The sequence below is a fragment of the Amaricoccus macauensis genome (assembly GCF_049800915.1).
GTDB classification, from domain to species: domain Bacteria; phylum Pseudomonadota; class Alphaproteobacteria; order Rhodobacterales; family Rhodobacteraceae; genus Amaricoccus; species Amaricoccus macauensis_A.
Window position 1 is genome coordinate 17,941 of the sequence record NZ_JBNAFY010000013.1, and the last position, 21,067, is coordinate 39,007.

The window sequence follows — 21,067 nt, forward strand, 5'->3', positions numbered from 1 at the left end:
ATCCCGGTCGCGTGTCAAGAAAGAGGCGGGGGCGCGGGGACCTGTGACAAAGAAAGTTGGAAAAAATTTCGGTGGTGTCGCACTACCCGGAGCACACCCACGGCGGCCCGGAACGGCCTTATATCTGTTGGTCCATTGAGCGCGATGGCATTTGCGCCGCGTCGTGCCATCGCACCACTTTCGCGGGAACGCCAGCGACCACGCTGTTTGGCGGCACGTCTTTCAGGACAACGCTGGCGGCGGCAACCTGGCTCATGGCTCCGATCTTGACGTTTCCCAAAACCTTGGCTCCGCATGCCGATCATGACGCCCTGTGCGATCTTGGGATGTCGGTCCCCGGTCTCATTGCCGGTGCCGCCCAGGGTCACGTTCTGAATGATCGAGACGTTATCGTCGATCACCACCGTCTCACCGATCACGACGCCGGCCCCGTGGTCGAGCAGAATGCCGTGTCCAAGGCGGGCGGCGGGGTGAATATCGGGACCCAGAACCAGGGACATCCGGTTGGCCAGCCAGCCGGCGAGGTCCGCGCGCCCGTCCTTCAGGAGGCGATGCGCTATGCGATGGGCCTGCATCGTAACAGAGGGATGTGCCTGCAGGACGTCGGTAAACAGATCCGACAAAGCGGAGATCTCAATGCCTGGCGCATGAAGCACCGCCCACAGGTGACGCGCCAACATCCCCTCCAGCGATGGGGCCTCCTCGGCAAGGGGCGCAAGAACCGTCGCCAGGATCGGTTCCCGCGCGCGCAGCTGATGGACCGCCGTCACACAGATCTCGAACATGGATTGCCTTGAGATCTCGTTGGTCTTTCCCAGTGTCAGCAACATGGTAGACCCAACCCCAGGTGTTCGATCCAACCTGCCGGAGTCCTGACGTCTGAGAGGGCATCAGAAGGTTTCGACATTGGGCCGCAGCTCGATTTCATAGGTCCAGGCGCTCTTGTGCTGTCGGGACAGCTCAAGATAGGTGCGGGCGATCTCATCGGGGTGCAGCGTCGTGTCTGGGTTTGCGTAGGGATCACCTCGATCAGGCCGCAGGATCACGCCATCCAGGACAACATGCGCGACGTGGATGTTCTGTGGCGCGAGCTCGCGGGCGAGACTTTGGCAAAGTCCGCGCAGCGCGAATTTTCCCATCGCAAAAGGTGCGGAATGTGCAAAGCCCTTCAGCCCTGCGGAGGCGCCGGTGAAGAGCAGCGTGCCACTCCCCCGCGCGATCATCCGCTGTGCGGCGGCCTGGGCGACGACCAGTGCCCCCCAGCCATTCACCGACAAGGTTGCGCGAACGGCATCCAGGTCAAGCTCCGCAATGGACCCCCGCGTATAGCCGGCCGCGTTATACACAACCAGATCCGGCGGCCCCAAATCGTTGTCCACCTGGGCAAACAGGGCGTTGACGCTCCCGGCGTCTGAGGCATCGCAGACGTATTGCTTTGCCCCGATCTCTGCGCAGAGGTCTTGCAACGACCCTGATCGCCGCGCCGCAAGCGCCACGCCATAGCCATCCCGCGCGAATGTTCTGGCCAGTGAGGCCCCGAGACCGGGGCCTGCACCGACAATGAGTGCCACTTTAGCCATGGAACTGCTCCCAGCTCACCTGAGAGGAGGCCGACATCCTGGTCACTTCCACCGGCGCGGCCAGCCAGCTTTCGTATTTCTTGAAAACGCTTGCCGTGTAGTCCTGCGCATAGTGGAAGGTCAGGGCCTCCTCATCGTCAAAGCACTCGAACAGATGCAACGTGTTGCTGCGGTCCTTGCTGGCGAAGGCCGAAAAGACGTGGCACCCCGGTTCATCCAGCGTCAGCGGAATGAGCGCGTCCAAAGCGGCTTTGGCATCGTCGAAATGCTCAGGCTTTGTCTGGATCTCGGCGAAGAGGAACAGTTTGGCTTTGGTGTCGGGCATTTACATGGCTCCCGAGTAGACCGGTTTCAGGCCCTTGATCAGCTCGGCCTGTATCGGCAGAACGGCATCGTTGACGGCAGAAACCCCCATGTCGTGGCCAACCTGCGTTCTGATCGGACGGGGCGCGTCTATGTCCACAAGGTCGGCGATGCGATTTGCGACGTTGACGGCATCGGTGCTGGCATCGCCCTGATCGAACATGCCCTGGAACATCCCGAGAAGACGGTCCCGTCCCTTGGCCAGATCCCCGTAGTCCTGCACGCGCGGCACATCGGCAGGGGCAGGAGCCGTCGTGACAAGGTCGGTTCCGTGGCCGCTCGGCTCAACCAGAATGGACTCGATGCCGAGAGGTTCGAGTTCGTAGTGCAGTGACTCGCAATAGGCTTCCATCGCCCATTTGCTGGCGCAGTAGAGGCCGAAGTAGGGCATCCCAAAGCGGCCTGCAACCGAGCTCAGGCTGATGATCAGGCCAGACTTTCTGGAGCGCATCGACCCGAGAACAGCGCGGCTCATCCGCATGATGCCGTAGACGTTCACGTCGAACAGATCCTTGGCCTGCTCAAGCGTATAGGCCTCCGTCAGGCCGACAGGCATGATACCGGCGTTGTTGATCAGAACGTCGATCGGGGCCTCGGCTTCGATCTTCGCCACCGCATTGGCGCAGCCGGTGTCATCCGTTACATCCAGGTCGACAGGCAGGATGCGACCACCCGCAAATGCCGCCAGTTCGGCCGCGGCTGCGCTATTGCGCCCGGTCATATCGCGCAGTCCGGCGTAGACAGTGTGGCCGCGCGCGGCGAGCGCCTTGGCCGTGAGCAGACCGATGCCGCGGCTTGCACCGGTGATGAGGATTGTCTTGGAGGTCATTGCTGCAGGTCCTTTGTTTTGAAAACGGATTGCATGAAGAGGGCGAGGGGTTCGTCATTTCCGCAGACTTTCATGCGCGTCAGGGCCCCGCTCCAGGCGTTCATCAGCCAGTCAGCGGCCTGTGCCGGGGTGAGATGGTCCAGGCCGAGGTCGGACAGATCGGCCTCGGCCAGGCATTCTGCCACCACGGCGGTCATGTTGTGCCAATGTGTGTCCAGCACGGCCTGAAACGCGGGTCTTTCGTCGGCAAGCTCGGTCGAGAGATTGCACATCAGGCATCCCTGCTGGAACTTGCGGGTCCCCATGTCCTTTCGGGCGCCCTCGAAGAAGGCGCGCAGGCGGTCGATCGGGGGACGTGACGGGTCTTCCAGACAATCCTTGGCCGCAGCGACCTGTCCTTCGTTGTAGCGATTGGCCACCGCGATCCCGAAAGCCTCTTTGGAAGGGAAGTGATGATAGAAAGAGCCTTTTGGCACACCCGAGCTTGCGAGGATCTCGTTGATCCCGCTCTCGGAAAAGCTGGTCTCCCGAAAGGCATGTTCGCCCGCATCCAGGAGCTTTTCGCGGTGCGACATATGTGTTTTCAGATCTTTAGGACGTGCCACCCTCGGGCCCTCCGGTTGCTTTCAGGTGATTAGTAGACCAGTCTCTTTTTAATGAAAAGAAGTTGTTTTGTCACTCTCTCGTTACCTCCTCATGAGGAAAGCAGCGTCTGGTGGCCGGGTAGCGGGATAGTCATGAGACCCGCCAGGTGGTTGACTTTGCTGAGGTTGCGATCTGCGGAGTGCTGGCCTTTGCGGATGTTGCCAAATGCGCTGCGGCGCATCCGTAAACTAAAACAGGCTGCTGAAAAAGTTGGGCTCGAAGGACGGGTCATGTCCGTCAATGTGGTGGAAAAGCGAGATGGCCTGAGGTCATGATCAGGCGGCTTCTGTTGCAATGTTTAGAATAGGGTCTTTCTCGACGGCATCGATCTGAGCGAAAGCCTCGACCTGCATGTAGCGGTGCTGGGTCTGCCATTCATCGTTCTGCTCCAACAGAACCGCGCCAATCAGGCGGGCGATGGAAGCCTCGTTGGGAAAGATGCCGACGACGTCAGCTCGGCGTTTCACCTCCTTGTTCAGACGTTCAATTGGGTTCGTGCTATGCAGTTTGTCCCTGTGCTGGCGCGGAAAGGCCATGTAGGCCAGCACGTCGTGCTCGCTGTCGTCCATCAATGCCGCGAGCTTTGGCCACCGTGCGCGGACCTGGTCGGCGACGTGACGCCAGGTTTCGCGCGCGCGTTCCCGGTCGGGCTGGTCGAAGGCCTGGCGGATCGCGGCAGCCACGACGGTATGCTGTCCCTTCTGGACATGGGCCAGCGCATTGCGCATGAAATGGACGCGGGGGCTGTTGAAGAATATGGCTTTCGCGTCGGCCCCGGAGTTATTGCCCTGGAATTGCGCCTCGGTTTCCTTTTGCAGAGGATTTGTCCCGGGTCAGACGCTCAAGCCGCTAAAAGGGCGCGTTTGCACGTCCATTAGGGCGAGGACGAAGTCAAGAAAGGCAGCCGCCAGACGTTTGAGATTGATCGCGGCGGCGGTAAGGAAGGATTGGATCCGCATGTTCTGGAGCCCGCGCCTGACCGCTCGCGCCAGCCCGTGCCAGGTCTTCGCCTCACCGTGGTATCCCTCGGAGCGCCAGCGGTGGCGACGGTAGAGTTGCTTCTCGAGTTCGCTCCATCGCTCCCGACGACGGCGGGCGCGCAGAAGCGCCGGATAGTCATGAACGATGACCAGCGACTTTGTGACGCGTGAGGGCGACAGGCAGATTGCGGCGAGATCACAGCCCTTGCAGTCCCGCGCCTTGGACGCGAAGAACCGCCCGTGTTTGATCTTCGCCTTGTTGGGGCGCAGGATCTTTCCGCGGGGACACTTCACATGGTCATGCTTGGCGTCGTAGCGGAACCGCCGCAACGGGACCTTCGAGCGGATCGGTTCGGCCTTGGTCGGGATGATGCTGGTGATCTCGCGCGTCTCGAGACCTGCGAAGACCTTGGCGTAGGCGTAGCCGGCATCGGCGGTGACCGTTTCAATTCGGGTGCCCGTGGTGGCCGTGACAGCATCGAGGCGGTCGAGGATCTGCTGACCTTCGTTGATCTCGCCGGTAGTCACTTCGACATCGAGAACGACGCCAGCGACATCGTCCACGATCCCGTGCTGCTTGTAACTTGGCTCGAGGCGGCGGTTGCGGGCCGTGGTCGCCATGGACGCGTCGGGATCGGTGATACAGACTTTCTTGAACCTGCCTGTCTTCTTCGTGTTGGCTAAGGCCGCTTCCGCGTCGGCACCCGCATCGCCATTCGCCGTGGAGACCGCCTCGACATGCTGTCGGGCCAGGCTCTCCCAGGCGACGTCGGCGCGGATCAGCGAGGCGTCTACATGAAGGATTTCGCCCTTGGCGACACCGGCGGCGATGCAGGCCTGTACGGTTCGTTCAAAGATGAGCCGAAAGCGATTGGCGCCCCAGCGTTGCCGGATCCGGGTCAGCGACGAGTGGTCCGGCAGCCTATCTTGTAGTCCGTAGCCCGCGAACCAGCGGATCGCCAGGTTAACCTGCGCCTCAGTTATCAGCCGCCTGTCGTGGACGATGCCGAGCAGGAACCCGGCGAGCATCAGCCGGACCGCCGCCTCAGGGTCGATCCCGGGCCTGCCGATCCCCGAGGCATAAAGATCCGAGACCTCACCAGACAACCAGGACAAATCCAGCACCCGATCGACCCGCGCCAGCACGTGATCATCGGGAACAAGATCGCGCAGCGATCCGCAGACGAAGAACTCCAGTTGTCGTCGCTCCTGTCGCCCCAGCATGCCTCAACCATCGACTGCCACCCAAGATGATAGAATCAGGATCAAGCCGGTTTTTCAACAGCCCCACGCGGCAGCGCTGGACGGTCGCGCCGAGCACCTTGGCGGCTGCGGCTTTCAGGCCCTTGTGATTGTCGGCGATGATCAGGCGAGTGCCGCGCAGGCCGCGATCTGCGAGCGAGCGCAGGAATTCGTCCCAGAAGACCTCCGCCTCGCTGGGCTGGACGGCGATGCCCAGAACCTCGCGGCGGCCGTCCAGGTTGACCGCCACGGCCACGATGGCGGCGACGCTCACGATCCGGCCGAAGCGGCGGACCTTGATGTAGGTGGCGTCGAGCCAGAGGTAGGGCCATTCGCCTTCCAGGGGGCGGCTCAGGAACGCGTCGACAGGCCTTGGACATAGGCCTCTTGAATGACCGCCGTCATGGCCTTTTCCGCCGCCCGGCGCGGCTCCAGGAACTCGGGGAAGCAGCTGCCCTTGCGCAGCTTCGGGATTTTGACATCGACCGTCCCGACGCGCGTCTCCCAGACCCTGGCTCGGTATCCGTTGCGCTGCACGCGGCGGGCTGGGCTCTTCGTGCCATAGCCCGCGCCGGTCACGGCGCCGACCTCCAACTCCATCAGGCGCTCGGCGGCAAAGCCGATCATCTCGCGCAGCAGATCAGCGTCAGGGGTCTTCTCGACGAAGTCGCGCAGGTTCATCATGTCGGTGGTCATCGGTGGAATCTCCGGTCCAGGTTGGTGTCAGCAACCAGACCCTACCGCAACATCGCCGGTGACCACCTCAGCCAGAACCTACACCACCACTTAGCGTAATCGCCACGCCCCATATGCGGCGCCTGCCGTTGCAGGATGGGTCAGTCGCTTCGGCGCTTGCCCGCCACGCCAGTGGCGTGCTGAAGATGATGCCGAACAAGACCGACCGGCATTCGGCAAGCGGGTCGGAGGGTTCAAGCGCCGGGCCGAGGAGATCATCCAAGGCGAACTGGCGGTCGCTCCCGAGCTCGTCCCGATCTTCGAGGCGCTCATGCAGGCCAGGCGCGACATCCTGGCCCGTATTGCCGCGCTCGACAGCCGGATTCGGGCAATTGCCAGGCGCCATGCGACGGTTCGCTTGCTGATGACGGCCCCAGGCGTCGGACCGATCACCGCACTGGCGGTTGTCGCAGCCTTCGACGATGCCGCGCGCTTCCGCCACTCATCCAGTGCGGGCGCCTATCTCGGGCTGACGCCGAGACGCTACGAATCTGGCGAGATCAGCCGGAATGGCCGGGTCTCGAAGCGCGGGGATGGGTTCACCCGAAAATGTCTGTTCGAAGCGGCGAACGCGATCTTCTGCCGGAACCTCGGGGGTCCTCGCTTGCGCGACTGGGCAAAGGCGATTGCCGCGAGAACCAGTCCGCGCAAGGCCAAGGTAGCACTGGCGCGGAAGCTGGCGGTGACATTGCATGCCATGTGGCGCAGCAACACGCCCTTCCGGGAGGCGGCAATGGCATAGGCACAGAATAAGAAGGAAACGTCGCTGATCTTCAGCGCGTCGGAATGCGTCCTGCCGGGACGCGCGGCGAGGGTGAGATCGCTCGAGAGTGCCAGATGCGGCGGGATCGAGAGGAACATGTGGATATGGTCGCGCGCGAGAACACCCTTGACGATATGGACTCCCATTTCCTCGCATGTCTGCCGGATGATGACACGAAGCCTCTCGCGCAACGTCCCTTCCAGCACCTTGTATCGATACTTCGTCACCCAGACGACGTGAAACCGATGGTAAAATCGTGTATGACTTCCAGTAGAATAGGCCATGAGAACTCCCCGGATCTTGAAGTTTTACCCCTGCGGGGACTTCACGATCCGGGGAGTCCTCATTCAGGATTCTCGCTGAAGCGGACCGGCTGGAAGCCGGTGGTTTGGATCCAATTGATGGAAAATCAACACCAATCCGCGCACAGGTCCCATGACACCTCTCAAATCCTGCGCTCAAGCTCCGGCACGGCCTCGAAGAGATCGGCGACGAGGCCGTAATCAGCGACCTGGAAGATCGGGGCTTCCTCGTCCTTGTTGATCGCGACGATGACCTTGGAATCCTTCATCCCCGCGAGGTGCTGGATCGCGCCCGAGATGCCCACCGCGATGTAGAGCTCGGGGGCGACGACCTTGCCGGTCTGACCGACCTGCCAGTCGTTGGGCGCAAAGCCCGAATCGACCGCCGCCCGGGAGGCCCCGACCGCAGCACCGAGCTTGTCGGCGAGCTTCTCGATGATGGCAAAGTTCTCTTCCGAGCCCACGCCACGCCCGCCGGAGACGATGATCTTGGCAGAGGCAAGCTCCGGCCGGTCGCTTTCCTGCACCCGGTCCTCGACCCAGGAGGAAACGGCCGGGTCGGCGGCAGCAGAGCCGGTCTCGATCGGGCAAGGCGCCTGTTCGCCGGTGCCCTCGAAGCTCGCGCCGCGTACGGTGATCACCTTCTTCGCATCCGAGCTCTCGACGGTCTGGATTGCGTTGCCGGCATAGATCGGCCGCTCGAAGGTATTGGCGTCCACCACGCCGGTGATGTCGGAGATCACCATCACGTCAAGCAGCGCCGCGAGCCGGGGGGCCACGTTCTTGCCGGTGGTCGTCGCCGGGAAGACGATATGCTCGTAGTCGCCCGCGAGGCTCTGGAAGAGGTCCGTGAGCGGCTCGGCCAGGCGGTGGGCATACTGCGCGCCCTCCACATGGAGCACCTTCGCGGCACCCTCGAGCTTCGCAGCGGCCTCGGCCACGCCGGCGCAATTCTCGCCTGCGACCAGGACGGTGATGTCGCCGCCCATCGCCTTCGCGGCCGTCATCGCCTTGGCGGTGGCGTCGTTGAGCGCGGAATTGTCGTGTTTCGCGTAAACCAGAACCGCCATCAGATCACTCCCGCTTCGGTCTTGAGCTTCTCGACCAGTTCGTCGACCGAACCGACGATCACGCCGGCCTTGCGCGTCGGAGGTTCGGAGGTCTTGACCACCTTGAGCCGCGGCGTGACGTCGACGCCATACTCCTCCGGCGTCTTTTCCTCGAGCGGCTTCTTCTTTGCCTTCATGATGTTGGGCAGGCTGGCGTAGCGCGGCTCGTTGAGGCGCAGGTCCGCGGTCACGATGGCCGGAAGGTTCACCTCGATCACCTGGAGCCCGCCGTCCACCTCACGCGTCACCTTGGCCGTATCGCCCGCGATCTCGACCTCGGAGGCGAAGGTGGCCTGCGGCCAGCCCAGAAGCGCTGCCAGCATCTGGCCGGTGGCGTTCATGTCGTTGTCGATCGCCTGCTTGCCGGCGATCACCAGACCCGGTTCCTCGGCATCGATCACCGCCTTGAGGATCTTCGCCACCGCGAGGGGCTCGATGTCGGTGTGGACGTCCTCGGCGGCCTTCACAAGGATCGCGCGGTCCGCGCCCATGGCGAGTGCGGTGCGCAGGGTTTCCTGGGACTGCTTGACGCCGATGGAGACCACGACGATTTCCTTCACCGCGCCCTTTTCCTTCAGACGGATGGCCTCTTCGACGGCAATTTCGTCGAAGGGGTTCATCGACATCTTGACGTTGGCGAGATCGACGCCGGTGCCGTCGGCCTTCACCCGCACCTTCACGTTGTAATCGATCACGCGCTTGACGGGTATGAGGACCTTCATGTCATTTTCCTTGATCTGTTGTAATGATTTGCCGTGTGGGCCGGCTACTTTCCCCGCGTCCAGGTCTGGCTGCGGCAGAGGCCGAGGACGCATCCCGAGACCTTGAGCGTGTCGCCCGACAGCGCCATCTTCGAGGCGTAGGTCTTGTCGCGGTCGGGGGACCAGATCTGGCCGTTGCCGTATTTGCCGCCGCCGGCCGGCTGCATGTCCCAGATGATCTTGCGGCCGACCGCGCCGGAGGCGATCTCATTGCCGGAATTGTCGAAGGCGTGAACGAGGGTGCCGCAGATCTCGGCGCCGCAGGGCTCCACGTCCACGAACCCGAAATGGCCATTGTCGTCGGGCTGGGTTTTCCAGCTGCCGATGACGGGATCGGCGGCGTGGGCCGGCGCGGCGAGAACGAGCGAAACGGCAAGGACCGCGAGGTTTCTCATCATTGTACGTGTTCCTTTTCTTTCGGGAGGAAGGCGTCCGGCAGCAGGGGTGCCCCGGGGCTGACGGCATAGGTCGAGAAGTCGGTGATGCCCGCCGCCCGCAGCACGTCCTCGTCGATGAAGAAGCGGCCGGTGCAGCTGGTGGCGGGGCGGCAGAGGATCGCATGCGCGGCATCGGCGACGATCGCGGGCGTCCGACAGCGGGCCGGATCCACCGCGTCGCCCAGCATGCGGATCGCCGCGGTGTCGATCATGGTCGCGGGCCAGAGCGCGTTGGCGGCGATGCCGAGCGGGCGGAACTCCTCGGCCCAGCCGAGGGTGAGCAGGCTCATGTTCATCTTCGCCACCGTGTAGGCGACATGCGGCCCGTACCAGCCCGGGTCGAGCCCCGGCGGGGGCGAGAGAGTGACGACGTGCGGGTTCGCGGCCTCGTGCAGGTAGGGCAGGCAGGCGCGGGTGACGGCGAAGGTGCCCCGGCAATTGACAGCCATCATCAGGTCAAATGTCCTGAGCGGGGTTTCGGCCGTGCCCGTGAGCGAGATGGCGCTCGCGTTGTTGACGAGAATGTCGATGCCGCCGAAATGAGCCGCCGCGGTGGCGACGGCCGCCTCCACCGCTTCGGCATCGCGGATATCGAGCCGCAGTGCCAGCGCCGCACCTCCCGCCCGCTCGACCTCGGCCGCCACATCGCCGATCGTCCCGGGAAGGGTCGGGTGCGGCATTTCGGTTTTGGCGGCGAGCGCGACGTTAGCGCCATCGCGCGCCGCACGGAGCGCGATGGCCCGGCCGATGCCGCGGCTCGCGCCGGTGATGAAGAGGGTCTTGCCGCTAAGATCGGTCATTGTCGCTGTTCCTGAGATGGTGCGGCGCTACTCGGCGGCCGCCCGAAAGCCCTGCCATGCTGCCGTCAAGTTATCGGGAACGGCGCCCACGTGGTCGCGAAAGCCGCCGCGCGCGGCAACCAGTTCGGGCGGGACGATTGCGCCGCGGCGAAGGAAGGCCCCCCGGACGGAGGCAACGCAGGCAAGCCCCCGGGCCGAAGAGAAGCGATGCTCGATATAGAGCCATTTCTCGTCGCAGCCCTTGACCTCCGTGGTCAGTTCGAAACGCTCGAACGGCGCCAGCGGGCGGCGGAACTGCACCATGCAGCCGCCGATCACCGGGGCCCAGCCGTCCCGGCGCAGGGCCGGGCCGAGGCCGCAGCGCAGGATCAGGTCCATTCGGCCGAGATCCATGAAGGCGAAATAGCGCGAATTGGTCATGTGGAGGTTGATGTCGAGATCGGTCGGCATCACCCGGAAGCGAAGCCGGAGGGGGTCGGTCGGATCGACCCGGGGGGCGCAGCTGGCGGCGAAAAGGATCCAGAGCATACGCAGCCAGAGATTCATGTCCTTTGACCTCGGATGACACGGCACAGGCGGCGCCGTCGTGGAAAAAAGGGCGGGTTCGCAGCTAGGGGGGGAGAGAGCGAACCCGCCGAGTTGGCCGCGTCAAAACGCCGCTTCGTCGAGCGCCATCATCGAGGTGGCGCCCGCCGAGATCTGGGAAAAAAGCGCGCCGGTCTGCGGCAGGACGCGGTCCATGAAGAAGTGCGCCGTGGCGAGCTTGGCGGCATAGAATCCATTGCCGTCCTCGCCGGCGGCCACCTTCGCCGCCGCGATCTCGGCCATGCGCGCCCACATGTAGGCAAGTGCTGTGAGGCCAAAGAGGCGCAGATAATCGGTCGCGGCTGCGCCCGCCTCGTCGGGATTTGACATACCCTTGCGGGCGACCTCGGCGGTTGCGAGCTGGAGCCTGCCGAGGGCCTTGGCGAGCGGGCCGACGAAGGGGGCGAGATCCTTGTCCTCGGCCCTTTCGGTCACATAGTCGGAGACCGGGTGGAAGAAGCGGCGCAGCGCGCGCCCGCCGTTCATGCCGAGCTTGCGGCCCACGAGGTCCAGCGCCTGGATGCCGTTGGTGCCCTCGTAGATCTGCGCGATCCGGGCGTCACGGACATATTGCTCCATCCCGTGCTCGCGGATGTAGCCGTGCCCGCCCAGCACTTGCATCCCGAGGTTGGCGTTCTCGAAGCCGATGTCGGTCAGCAGCGCCTTCACGATCGGGGTCATCAGCCCAACCAGATCCTCGGCCGCCTTGCGGGTCTCGGGGTCGGGATGGTGGGTCTGCTCGTCGAGGGCGCGGGCGACCCAGACGGCGAGCGCCCGGCAGCCTTCGGAAGTGGCGCGCTGGATCATCAACATCCGCCGCACGTCGGGGTGGACGATGATCGGATCGGCGGGCTTGTCTGCGGCTTTGGTGCCGGAGAGCGCGCGGCCCTGCAGCCGCTCGCGGGCATAGGCGACGGCGCCCTGGTAGGAGGCTTCGCCGAGGCCCAGGCCCTGCACACCGACCGCCAGGCGTTCGTTGTTCATCATGGTGAACATCGCCTTCAGGCCTCCATGGGGCTTGCCAACGAGCCAGCCCTGCGCGTCGTCGAAGTTGAGGACGCAGGTGGCCGATGCCTTGATGCCCATCTTGTGCTCGAGGCTCGCGCACTGCACGCCGTTGCGCGGCCCGAGGCTGCCGTCCTCCCTCGGCCGGAATTTCGGCACGAGGAACAGGCTGATGCCTCCCGATCCCTTCGGCGCGCCGGGAAGCTTGGCGAGAACAAGGTGGATGATGTTCTCGGTGAGGTCGTGCTCGCCGGCGGAGATGAAGATCTTCGTGCCGGTGATGCGGTAGCTTCCATCATCGGAGGGGAGCGCCTTGCTGCGGATCAGTCCGAGATCGGTGCCGCAATGGGGCTCGGTCAGGCACATCGTGCCGGCCCAGGTCCCGTCGACAATCTGCGGCAGATAGGCCTCCTTGAGCGCGTCCGAGGCGTGGTCATGTAGCGCGCAGTAAGCGCCGTGGGAGAGGCCCGGATACATGCCGAAAGAAAGATTGGCCGAACAGATCATCTCGGAGATGAGCGTGTCGAGCACGGCCGGCGCGCCCTGGCCGCCATAGTCCGGGTCGCAGGCGAGCGCGGTCCAGCCGCCCTCGCGGAACAGCCGGTAGGCCTCGGGGAAACCCGCGGGTGTCGAGACGACGCCGTTTTCCAGCCGGCAGCCCTCCTCGTCGCCGGGGCGGTTCAGCGGCTGCAGGACCTCGGCGCAGATCTTGCCGGCCTCCTCCAGCACCGGATCGACGAGGTCGGCGGTGAATTCGGCGAGGCCGGGCAGCGCGGCGAGCGCGCCGCAGTCGTGGAGTTCGTGATAGACGAAGCGCATGTCGCGCAGGGGGGGCGCATAAGCCGCCATGATTGAGTCCTTTCCCTGTCCGGGGGCGTCAGTTGCGCAGTGGCTTGCCGGTGAGGAGCATCGATTCGATGCGGTCGAGCGTGCCGGCCTGGCAGACCAGCTGGGAGAATTCGCTGCGCTCGAGTGCGAGCAGCTCCTTCTCGCCGACGACCTCGATCGGGTCGGTTTCCCCACCGGATAGGACGCCGGCGAGCGCGCCGGCCACCACCTCGTCATAGGGGGTCGCCTTGCCAAGACGGCGGAAGTTCCGGACAGCCATGTCGAGCGCGGCGCGGCCCGACGGCCCGGGCAATCTGTAGTCCCGGGGGCCCGGTGCAGTGTAGCCCTCAACCATGGCGAGCGCGCGGGCCTTGGCATCGGCAAGCAGCCGGGCGCGGTTCATGGTGATCCCGTCCTCGGGGCGCAGGAACAGGAGCGCCTTGGCCTCGGCGGCGGATTTCGCCACCGTGGCGGTCGAAAGGATCTCGAAGACCTTCGCCGTCGCGGGCATCGGCCCGTTCGGCAGGCGTCCATAGGTCCGCCAGCGGTACAGCATCTCGACGCAGCCGCCCCAGCCGGGGATGAGCCCGACGCCGACCTCGACGAGCCCGATATAGCTCTCGGCATGGGCCTGCACCGCGTCGCAATGCAAGAGGATCTCGCAGCCGCCGCCAAGCGCCATGCCCGAGGGCGCGCCGACGATCGGGAAGGGTGCCGCGCGCATCGCCTGATAGGTCTGCTGGCCGCCCACCACCAGCGCATCGATCTGCGGCCAGGCGGCAATGTTCGCGGCGAAGAGGGCGAGCCCCAGATTGGCGCCGACCGAAAAATTCGCGCCTTCGTTGTGGATCACGAGCGCCTTGTAACTCTTCTGGACAAGACCGAGGGTCTTGGCCATCAGCGCCATGATCTGGTCGTCCATCGAATTCATCTTGGAGGTGAACTCGAAGCACAGGACCCCGTCGCCGATGTCCCAGACCGCGGCGGAGCCGTTCTTCAGGAGCGGCTGCGACGCGCGCTTGATATCGGAGAGGAGCAGCACGCCTACGGGGCGCGGCACCGGGTGGTAGGCGCCATCGAGGCCGAGCTGTTCGAGCGAGCCGTTTTCGACGCGGTAGAAGCTCCGCCCGCGCGCGGCTTCGAGGATCGGTGGCACCGGAGCGCCGTCCGCCTCCAGCCGGGCGATGAGCCAGTCCGGACCGATCCGGTCGATCAGCACGAAGGGCCCGTCCTTCCAAGCGTAACCGAGGCACATCGCCTCGTCGATATCGGCGATCGTGTCGGCGACTTCCCCGGCGAGGGATGCGGCGTAGGCGAGCGTCGCCACCATGACCGCGCGGGCGTAGCGGCCGTGCTCACTGTCGTGCTCCATCAGCGCGCGGGGTGAGCGGCCGGCTTCGGCGATCGCCTCCAACTTCGGCTTCCGGGCGCTGGCATAGACGCCGGTTGCGAGGTCCACCGCCTCCTTTACCTTTTTGCCGCCGTCGCGGTTGATGCGGTAGAAACCACCCTTGCCCTTGCGGCCGGTATAGCCTTCGGAGATCAGCCCGGCGATGACCGGTACCGGCCGGTTGGCCGCGTGGAAGGCGTCCGCCTCGGGCAGCGCGGCCGATAGGCTGGCATTGACATGCGGCATCAGATCGAGCCCGACGAGATCGAGCAGGCCGAAGACGCCGGTCTTGGGAAAGCCGAAGGGCTTGCCGATCAGGAGATCCGCCTCCTCGACCGGAATGCCGCGCCCGGCCGCCTCGACGACCGCCACCTGCAACCAGTAGACCCCGAGCCGGTTGGCGATGAAGCTCGGCGTGTCCCTGGCGTCGATCACCGTCTTGCCCAGCCGGTGATCGGCATAGGCGCGGATGGTTTCGAGCGCTTCGGGCCGCGTATCGGGGCCACCGACGAGCTCCATCAGCCGCATGTAGCGCGGCGGGTTGAAGAAATGGCTGATGAGGAAATCCTGCCGGAAGCTCTCCGGCAGGCCCTCGACCAGCGTGACGAGCGGGATCGTCGAGGTGTTCGACGAGACGATGGAGCCGGGTTTGCGCGCCGCGTCGATCTTCGCATAGAGCGCCTGCTTGATGTCGCGCCGCTCGATTACCGCCTCGATGATCCAGTCCACTTCGCCGAGCTTGTCGAGGTCGTCCTCGAGGTTTCCTGGGGTGACCAGCTTCGCCGCCCGCTTGCCCATGAAGGGCGCGGGGTCGGCCTTCATCATCCGGGCGATGGCGCCGGCGGCGAGCGCATTGCGGTCCTTCGCGCCTTCCGGTACGATGTCGAGCAGCAGCACCGTTGTGCCCGCGTTGGCGACATGCGCGGCGATTGCCGCGCCCATCACGCCCGCGCCGATCACGGCGACGGTTTGGATGTCGTCCATCACGCAGCCTCCAGTACCGTGGCGATGCCCTGGCCGCCGCCGATGCACTGAGTCGCCAGCGCATAGCGGCCTTTCTCACGCGCAAGCAGGCTCGCGGCCTTGCCGACGATGCGGGCGCCGGTGGCGCCAAGCGGGTGGCCGAGCGCGATGGCGCCGCCGTCGAGATTGACCCGCTTGGGGTCGAGGCCGAGGTCGCGGATACAGGCGATCGACTGGCTGGCGAAAGCTTCGTTCAGCTCAACGACGTCGAGATCCCCCGCCGAGATCCCGGCGCGCTCAAGCGCGCGGCGGCTGGCGCCGACCGGGCCGATGCCCATGAACTCCGGGTCGCAGCCCCGAACTGCCACGGCGCGGACATAGGCAAGCACCGGCAGGCCAGCCTTTTCGGCATAGGCTTCCGAGCAGACGAGGACCGCGGAAGCGCCATCGGTCAGCGGCGAAGAGGTGCCGGCGGTCACCAGGCCTTCGGCGGAAAAGGCCGGCTTCAGACTGGCGAGCCCTTCGAGCGTTGTTTCTGGACGCGGGCAGCCGTCGGTCTCGATTACGCTGTCGCCGGCGGTGATAGGTATAATCTCATCGGTGATGCGACCCTCGGCGATCGCAGCAGCGGCGCGTTGCTGCGAACGGAGCGCGAAGGTCTCCTGCTCTGCACGCGAGATCTGCCAACGCTGCGCCACGTTCTCGGCGGTATCACCCATGCCGATGTAGAACTCGGGGTTCGACTTCGCAAAGATCGGATGCGGCAGCGGGTTGAAGCCCATCATCGGCACCCGGCTCATGCTCTCGACGCCGACGCAGATGAAGACGTCGCCCGCCCCCATCGCGATCGAGCCGGCGGCAATGTGGACCGAAGTCATCGACGAGCCGCAGAAGCGGTTAACGGTGGCGGCCCCGACGGAGCGCGGCAGGCCGGCCATCAGCCCGACGAGCCGGGCGAGGTTCAGGCCCTGCTCGCCCTCGGGGAACGCACAGCCGAGCAGGAGATCCTCGATGTCCTCGGAGTTCACCCCGGTCCGGGCGACGAGGCCGCGCACCACCTGGGCCGCCAGGTCATCGGGGCGGACGCGGGCAAGCGCCCCCCTGGTCGCGAGGGTAAAGGGCGAGCGGGCATAGCCCGCGACAACGACACGTGTCATCGGTTCATCTCCAAGTGGAAGGGGGGCGTCCGGCACGGGTCCGGGACGGGTGTCGGGGCGGTTACGCCCCGTCCGGGTCGGAAACGTCGCAGCCAAGCGCGGCGACAGCCATCGTCTCGATCTCGCGCAGTTCGGCCAGCGTGATCCGAACGGTCTCGAGCTGATCCTCCAGGTCGGCGATCCGGGCCCGGACCTTGCCAACCAGCGTCAAAACCTGCGTCTGATGCGCGGGATCGGCATCGTAGAGCGCGAGATATTCGCCGATGTCCTGCAGCGAGAAGCCGAGGCGCTTGCCGCGCAGGATCAGGATCAGCCGCGCCCGATCGCGCATCGAGTAGATCCGTTGCGAGCCCGCCCGTTCGGGCAGGATCAGCCCCTGTTCCTCGTAATAGCGGATGGTTCGGGGCGTGACGCCGAGCTCGCGGGCGAGATCCGAGATCGAAAATACACTTGACATGCCAGAGCACACACCGCGCGGCCGCCGGCGCCACCGCCTGCTTCTGCCGCTCCTTTTCGACGCGCATTTGTGCAGACATGCGGTGTCCTTTCAACCCTCGGCGGCCGTCATGGGCGCCGGCGTCCCGGTTTCGACGGCGACCTCGGCGAGCAGGTCCTTTTTCGAGAGCTTGCCCACCATGGTCTTCGGCAGGCTGTCGCGGACGATGATCTCGTCGGGCATCTCGATCGGGGAGAGGTAGTCCTTGAGGAAGGCCCGCAGCGCCTCGGGCGTCGCGGTCTCGCCCTCGCGGAAGACGACGAACGCTTTCGGAGACTGGCCGCGGTAGGGATGCGGGAAGCCGACGGCGATCACTTCGAGGATCGCCGGGTGCTGGTGGAGCGCCTCCTCGATGGTGCGCGGATAGACGTTGTAGCCGCCGCAGAGGATCATGTCCTTGATCCGGTCTACCAGATAGACAAAGCCGTCCTCGTCCTGGTAGCCGATATCGCCGGTGCGCAGCGCCCCGCCCGGAAACAGGACGGCATTCTCCTCGTCACGCTGCCAGTAGCCGCGCATCACCTGGGGTCCGCGCACGCAGAGCTCGCCCCGCTCGCCCGGTTTCGCCGGCCGGCCGGGGTCGTCGACCGGGCGGAATTCCAGCACCGTGTCGCGCACGGGCCTCCCGACCGAACCGTCGCGCGCGCCGCCGTCTAGCGGGTTCACGCAGACTACCGGGGAGCATTCGGACAGGCCGTAGCCCTCTGCGAGACGGCAGCCCGTCAGCGCCTCGAAGCGTGCGCGGACGTCCGCGGGCAGCGGCGCGCCACCCGAGATGCAGTAGCGGATCGACGAAAGATCGGCCGGCTGCTTTTCCACCGCGCTGCTGATCGCGGTATAGATCGTCGGCACGCCGGGGAACAATGTCGGGCGCTGGCGGGCGATGATCCGGACGATGTCGGCGGCGTCGAAGCGCGGCACCAGAACGAGTTCCGCGGCCAGGCGGATACCGAGGTTCATCGCCGCCGTCATGCCGAAGACGTGGAACAGCGGCAGGACGGTCAGCGTCCGTTCCGCGCCCATCCGCGGATCGGGAATGCACGCGAACACCTGCTCGGTGTTGGCGACGAGATTCGCGTGGGTCAGCATCGCCCCCTTGGAGACCCCGGTGGTGCCGCCGGTATATTGCAGGGCCGCGAGGTCGATTTCGGGTTCGATGGCGGGAGGGGTGAAGGACCCGTCATTGTCCAGCAGCTGGCGAAACAGGACATGCCGGCCGTCATCGGGCACCGCGACCGTTTCCCCGCGCTTCAGCAGGGGGAAGAGCAGCCGCTTGACCGGCGGCAGCATGTCCGCCATGCGCGCCACCACGAGCCGCTCCAGACCCGCCTCCCCCAGAAGGGCGTTGAGCTTTGGGTAGATCAGCGTGAGGTCGGTCGTGACCATGGTCGAGACGCCCGCATCGGCGATCTGCTGTTCCAGCTCCTTCGGCGCATAGAGCGGATTGAAGTTCACCACCGTTCCGCCGGCCTTGAGTACCCCGAAATACGCGATGACGAAGGCGGGACAGTTCGGCAGGCAAAGGCCGACCCGCGTTCCCTTGCCGAGGCCGAGCCGGGCGAAACCCGCGGCCGCGCGGTCGACGAGGGTAGCGAGTTCGGCATAGGTGATGCGCGCCCCGAGAAAGCTGATCGCCGGGCGGTGGCCGTAGTCCTTAGCGGCCTCGTCGAGAAGCACGTAGAGCGGCTGCGGCAGCGCGGAAGGCCTGGGAGACAATGGGCGTCCTCCTGGTCGGGAAGGTGTGGGCGCGCGCCCCAGGGCGTGCGCCTGGTGGGAGGTCAGAAGCTGAACTGGATGCCGGCACTCACGACATCGGCGGATCCGGTATAATCGCCGGTCAGGCTGCCCGAACTCGTGGCTTCGGCGAGCTCGATATCGTCAAAGAAGATATGGGTGTAGCCGATGTTGACCCGTCGGCCCGGCGCGAAATCATAGGCATAGCCGAGGGACAGCCAGTAGCGATCCGAATCCGGGATGCGCGCGGTGCGGCTGTCGTCGGGCACCGGGCTCTCGTCGTAGGCGACGCCGAAGCGGAAGGTGTGCTGCTCGAACGGATGGTATTCCGCGCCGAGCGAGAAGAACCACGAATCATCCCAGTTCTCCTCGGTCACGTCGTCGGCGCGCCCGTCGTCGAATTTCACACGCAGTTCCTTGAACGTCGACCAGTTCGTCCAGGAAACCTCGGACATGATTGTCCATTTCTCGCTGAATTCGTGATAGGCGCCGAGGGAGACGACGTCGGGCGTGGTAACCTTGGCGGTCGCGTCACTGTCGCTGAGCGCCGGGACCAGCGCCGCGACCCCGTCCGGAACCCCGGAGAAGGTCGCGCTGCCGTCGAGGGTGTAATCGACGCTGGAGCGATAGGAGAGGCCGATCCGGGAGGTGGGCGTGAACTCGTAGAGCATGCCGAGGGTGTAGCCGACGCCATAATCGTCGCCCTTGAGCTCCGAAGTGGCGTCGGGCAGCCCCAGCGCCGAGAGGTTGACCGCCCGCGACAGGGTGGCGTCGGCATAGCCGATCTGGATGCCGGCGCCGAGCGAGAGCTTGTCGGTGGCCTTCCAGGCGAGCGACGGGGTCAGGACTGGATTCTGGATCTCGCTCTCGAGCGCGAAATATCGGCCGGTCCAGCCGTCATCGTATTGGGTCGCGAGACCGAAGGGCGCGTTGAGCGACAGGCCGAGGGCGAGCCGCGGGTTGATCGCCCAGACCCCATAGAAGGCCGGCACCAGCTTGTCCTCGCCCGCATCGCCGCCGTCGCCGCCGCCATAGAACGTTCCGAGCGGGCTGACGCCGGTCCCGGAGAAACTGATGCTGGGGAGAACGTAGCTGAGGTCGGCCTGCACACCGCTGCGCCCGAAGCGGGTCATCCCGGCGGGGTTGGTGAACGCCGTGGAATAGTCGGTTGCGGCAGACGTCGCGCCCGACATCGCCGTGCCGACGCCCGGTGCGCTCAGTTCGCGCAATTGGAAGCCGGCGGCCCTCACGCCGCCCGCATGGGCGGTGGCGAGCAACGCCCCAGAAATCACGAATGTCAAACGGATAGCGCGTCCGGCCAAGATATCCTCCCTGGTGTCTATGTCGGCAATTTTTGTGTTGGGTCTTCACGCCTTTGACTGGGGGCTAGCATGAGTTGACGTTTGCGTCAAGCTCTGTACTTTAACGGTAACGTAAGTATAACTGCCCGCGCCAGGGGGCGGCATCGGCCACGGCAGAGACATCGATCCCGGGGGTGTTTGCGGAGGGGGCGAAATCCTACCCTAGGCTCCAAGGTTCTGTCGCAAACTTTTGTGGTGTCTTTCGCGCCGTCGACTGCGCGGCTATATCCGCCGCGGTGAAGGTCCGGAAAGCGCGTGGGCGGTATGATCGATTTCAAGGGCAGCCATTACCCGAGGGACGTGATCCTGTATGCCGTGTATTTCTACGTCCGCTATGCCGTCTCCTACCGCGATGTCGAGGAGATCCTGCTCGAGCGCGGGGTTCGGGCGGATCATTCCACTCTGAACCGCTGGGTGGTGAAATACGCACCCTTGGTCGCCGAAGAGGCGCAGAAGCGCAAGTCGGCCACCTGCCGGTCCTGGCGCATGGACGAGACCTATATCAAGGTGAAGGGCAAGTGGACCTATCATTACCGGGCCATCGACCGGGACGGCAAGACCCTTGATTTCATGCTCTCGGAGCGTCGTGACGAGGCCGCCGCTTCCGCCTTCTTCGCCCGAACGATCGAAGCCAACGGCTGGCCGGACAAGGTCGTCATCGACAAGAGCGGAGCGAACCTGGCGGGTCTTGAGACCATGAACATCCTGCTGATCCTGAGCGGCTGGTTCTGGCTGATCGAGGTTCTGCAGGTCAAATACCTCAACAACCTCATCGAACAGGATCACCGCTTCATCAAGAAGATCACCCGGCCGATGATGGGCTTCAAATCCTTCGCCGCGGCCCAGGCGACCCTGGCCGGGATCGAGACGGCTCACATGATCCGAAAGGGCCAGCTCGCCGCCAACGGTCAGACCGCCTTTCAGCAGTTCGTCGCTCTTGCAGGATAAGTGTGTCCAGACAAAGGCCTGCCCTCAACCACCACAAAAGTTTGCGACAGAACC

17 protein-coding genes and 5 pseudogenes are annotated in these 21,067 nt (G+C 65.0%); 2 read left to right on the forward strand and 20 right to left on the reverse strand.

Annotated features, from left to right (window positions below; all coding sequences use genetic code 11):
• Positions 1–14: 14 nt before the first annotated feature.
• The 8 genes and pseudogenes from ACP15W_RS20770 to ACP15W_RS20805 all read right to left on the reverse strand — a co-directional run.
• Positions 15–830 carry a serine O-acetyltransferase gene (locus tag ACP15W_RS20770; protein WP_424934777.1) on the reverse strand — a complete coding sequence of 272 codons (816 nt, stop codon included), beginning with the start codon at positions 828–830 and terminating at the stop codon, positions 15–17.
• A gap of 60 nt (positions 831–890) precedes the next feature.
• On the reverse strand, positions 891–1,580 hold the full coding sequence (locus ACP15W_RS20775) for an SDR family NAD(P)-dependent oxidoreductase (RefSeq protein ID WP_424934778.1): 690 nt from the start codon (positions 1,578–1,580) through the stop codon (positions 891–893).
• Positions 1,573–1,905 (reverse strand): putative quinol monooxygenase, encoded by a 333-nt coding sequence (locus tag ACP15W_RS20780; RefSeq protein WP_424934779.1) that lies wholly within the window; start codon positions 1,903–1,905, stop codon positions 1,573–1,575. Before ACP15W_RS20780 ends, ACP15W_RS20775 begins: the two co-directional genes overlap by 8 nt.
• A complete protein-coding gene (locus ACP15W_RS20785) occupies positions 1,906–2,772 on the reverse strand; it encodes an SDR family oxidoreductase (protein WP_424934780.1) in 867 nt (288 codons plus the stop codon).
• Entirely contained in the window at positions 2,769–3,347 is a 579-nt protein-coding gene (locus ACP15W_RS20790; RefSeq protein ID WP_424934781.1) for a TetR/AcrR family transcriptional regulator, read from the reverse strand. The genes ACP15W_RS20785 and ACP15W_RS20790 overlap by 4 nt, the downstream gene beginning before the upstream one ends.
• Before the next feature lie 345 nt (positions 3,348–3,692).
• A pseudogene (locus tag ACP15W_RS20795) lies at positions 3,693–4,157 on the reverse strand (transposase); the annotation flags it as partial.
• 126 nt (positions 4,158–4,283) lie between these two features.
• Positions 4,284–5,621: pseudogene (locus tag ACP15W_RS20800) on the reverse strand (transposase); the annotation flags it as partial.
• A gap of 43 nt (positions 5,622–5,664) precedes the next feature.
• Positions 5,665–6,335: pseudogene (locus ACP15W_RS20805) on the reverse strand (transposase); the annotation flags it as partial.
• A gap of 244 nt (positions 6,336–6,579) precedes the next feature.
• On the opposite strand from ACP15W_RS20805, the pseudogene ACP15W_RS20810 reads away from it, so the two are divergent.
• A pseudogene (locus tag ACP15W_RS20810) lies at positions 6,580–7,116 on the forward strand (transposase); the annotation flags it as partial.
• Between the two features lie 83 nt (positions 7,117–7,199).
• Here the strand turns inward: ACP15W_RS20810 and tnpA are convergent.
• The 12 genes and pseudogenes from tnpA to ACP15W_RS20870 all read right to left on the reverse strand — a co-directional run.
• Positions 7,200–7,421, reverse strand: a pseudogene (gene tnpA / locus ACP15W_RS20815) (IS200/IS605 family transposase); the annotation flags it as partial.
• A gap of 161 nt (positions 7,422–7,582) precedes the next feature.
• Entirely contained in the window at positions 7,583–8,509 is a 927-nt protein-coding gene (locus tag ACP15W_RS20820) for an electron transfer flavoprotein subunit alpha/FixB family protein (RefSeq protein WP_424934782.1), read from the reverse strand.
• Complete coding sequence (locus ACP15W_RS20825; protein ID WP_424934783.1) at positions 8,509–9,270, reverse strand: electron transfer flavoprotein subunit beta/FixA family protein; 762 nt, start codon at positions 9,268–9,270, stop codon at positions 8,509–8,511. The genes ACP15W_RS20820 and ACP15W_RS20825 overlap by 1 nt, the downstream gene beginning before the upstream one ends.
• A gap of 44 nt (positions 9,271–9,314) precedes the next feature.
• Positions 9,315–9,707 (reverse strand): DUF2147 domain-containing protein, encoded by a 393-nt coding sequence (locus tag ACP15W_RS20830; RefSeq protein WP_424934784.1) that lies wholly within the window; start codon positions 9,705–9,707, stop codon positions 9,315–9,317.
• A complete protein-coding gene (locus tag ACP15W_RS20835) occupies positions 9,704–10,546 on the reverse strand; it encodes an SDR family oxidoreductase (RefSeq protein ID WP_424934785.1) in 843 nt (280 codons plus the stop codon). The genes ACP15W_RS20830 and ACP15W_RS20835 overlap by 4 nt, the downstream gene beginning before the upstream one ends.
• A 27-nt stretch (positions 10,547–10,573) precedes the next feature.
• Positions 10,574–11,092 carry a thioesterase family protein gene (locus tag ACP15W_RS20840; RefSeq protein ID WP_424934786.1) on the reverse strand — a complete coding sequence of 173 codons (519 nt, stop codon included), beginning with the start codon at positions 11,090–11,092 and terminating at the stop codon, positions 10,574–10,576.
• Between the two features lie 102 nt (positions 11,093–11,194).
• Positions 11,195–12,985 carry an acyl-CoA dehydrogenase C-terminal domain-containing protein gene (locus tag ACP15W_RS20845; RefSeq protein WP_424934787.1) on the reverse strand — a complete coding sequence of 597 codons (1,791 nt, stop codon included), beginning with the start codon at positions 12,983–12,985 and terminating at the stop codon, positions 11,195–11,197.
• Positions 12,986–13,013: 28 nt separating this feature from the next.
• Positions 13,014–15,338, reverse strand: coding sequence for a 3-hydroxyacyl-CoA dehydrogenase/enoyl-CoA hydratase family protein (locus ACP15W_RS20850; RefSeq protein WP_424934788.1), 2,325 nt, complete (start codon positions 15,336–15,338; stop codon positions 13,014–13,016).
• Positions 15,338–16,474 (reverse strand): thiolase family protein, encoded by a 1,137-nt coding sequence (locus tag ACP15W_RS20855; protein WP_424934789.1) that lies wholly within the window; start codon positions 16,472–16,474, stop codon positions 15,338–15,340. Before ACP15W_RS20855 ends, ACP15W_RS20850 begins: the two co-directional genes overlap by 1 nt.
• A 61-nt stretch (positions 16,475–16,535) precedes the next feature.
• Positions 16,536–16,931, reverse strand: coding sequence for a MerR family transcriptional regulator (locus ACP15W_RS20860; RefSeq protein ID WP_424934790.1), 396 nt, complete (start codon positions 16,929–16,931; stop codon positions 16,536–16,538).
• A gap of 90 nt (positions 16,932–17,021) precedes the next feature.
• Positions 17,022–18,686 (reverse strand): long-chain-fatty-acid--CoA ligase, encoded by a 1,665-nt coding sequence (locus ACP15W_RS20865; protein WP_424934791.1) that lies wholly within the window; start codon positions 18,684–18,686, stop codon positions 17,022–17,024.
• A gap of 62 nt (positions 18,687–18,748) precedes the next feature.
• The gene (locus ACP15W_RS20870) at positions 18,749–20,026 is read right to left on the reverse strand and encodes an OmpP1/FadL family transporter (RefSeq protein ID WP_424934792.1); all 1,278 of its coding nucleotides are present in this window, start codon (positions 20,024–20,026) and stop codon (positions 18,749–18,751) included.
• Positions 20,027–20,329: 303 nt separating this feature from the next.
• Between ACP15W_RS20870 and ACP15W_RS20875 the strand changes: the two genes are divergently transcribed.
• Positions 20,330–21,013, forward strand: coding sequence for an IS6 family transposase (locus ACP15W_RS20875; RefSeq protein WP_424934706.1), 684 nt, complete (start codon positions 20,330–20,332; stop codon positions 21,011–21,013).
• Positions 21,014–21,067: the final 54 nt, after the last annotated feature.

Bases quoted from the DNA above. Each gene is read 5' to 3' on its own strand.
- ACP15W_RS20855 (WP_424934789.1), bottom strand. From the start codon at position 16,474: ATGACACGTGTCGTTGTCGCGGGCTATGCCCGCTCGCCCTTTACCCTC.
- ACP15W_RS20790 (WP_424934781.1), bottom strand. From the start codon at position 3,347: ATGTCGCACCGCGAAAAGCTCCTGGATGCGGGCGAACATGCCTTTCGG.
- ACP15W_RS20770 (WP_424934777.1), bottom strand. From the start codon at position 830: ATGTTGCTGACACTGGGAAAGACCAACGAGATCTCAAGGCAATCCATG.
- ACP15W_RS20825 (WP_424934783.1), bottom strand. From the start codon at position 9,270: ATGAAGGTCCTCATACCCGTCAAGCGCGTGATCGATTACAACGTGAAG.
- ACP15W_RS20875 (WP_424934706.1), top strand. From the start codon at position 20,330: ATGATCGATTTCAAGGGCAGCCATTACCCGAGGGACGTGATCCTGTAT.
- ACP15W_RS20845 (WP_424934787.1), bottom strand. From the start codon at position 12,985: ATGGCGGCTTATGCGCCCCCCCTGCGCGACATGCGCTTCGTCTATCAC.
- ACP15W_RS20830 (WP_424934784.1), bottom strand. From the start codon at position 9,707: ATGATGAGAAACCTCGCGGTCCTTGCCGTTTCGCTCGTTCTCGCCGCG.
- ACP15W_RS20780 (WP_424934779.1), bottom strand. From the start codon at position 1,905: ATGCCCGACACCAAAGCCAAACTGTTCCTCTTCGCCGAGATCCAGACA.
- ACP15W_RS20785 (WP_424934780.1), bottom strand. From the start codon at position 2,772: ATGACCTCCAAGACAATCCTCATCACCGGTGCAAGCCGCGGCATCGGT.
- ACP15W_RS20820 (WP_424934782.1), bottom strand. From the start codon at position 8,509: ATGGCGGTTCTGGTTTACGCGAAACACGACAATTCCGCGCTCAACGAC.
- ACP15W_RS20840 (WP_424934786.1), bottom strand. From the start codon at position 11,092: ATGAATCTCTGGCTGCGTATGCTCTGGATCCTTTTCGCCGCCAGCTGC.
- ACP15W_RS20860 (WP_424934790.1), bottom strand. From the start codon at position 16,931: ATGTCAAGTGTATTTTCGATCTCGGATCTCGCCCGCGAGCTCGGCGTC.
- ACP15W_RS20775 (WP_424934778.1), bottom strand. From the start codon at position 1,580: ATGGCTAAAGTGGCACTCATTGTCGGTGCAGGCCCCGGTCTCGGGGCC.
- ACP15W_RS20835 (WP_424934785.1), bottom strand. From the start codon at position 10,546: ATGACCGATCTTAGCGGCAAGACCCTCTTCATCACCGGCGCGAGCCGC.
- ACP15W_RS20850 (WP_424934788.1), bottom strand. From the start codon at position 15,338: ATGGACGACATCCAAACCGTCGCCGTGATCGGCGCGGGCGTGATGGGC.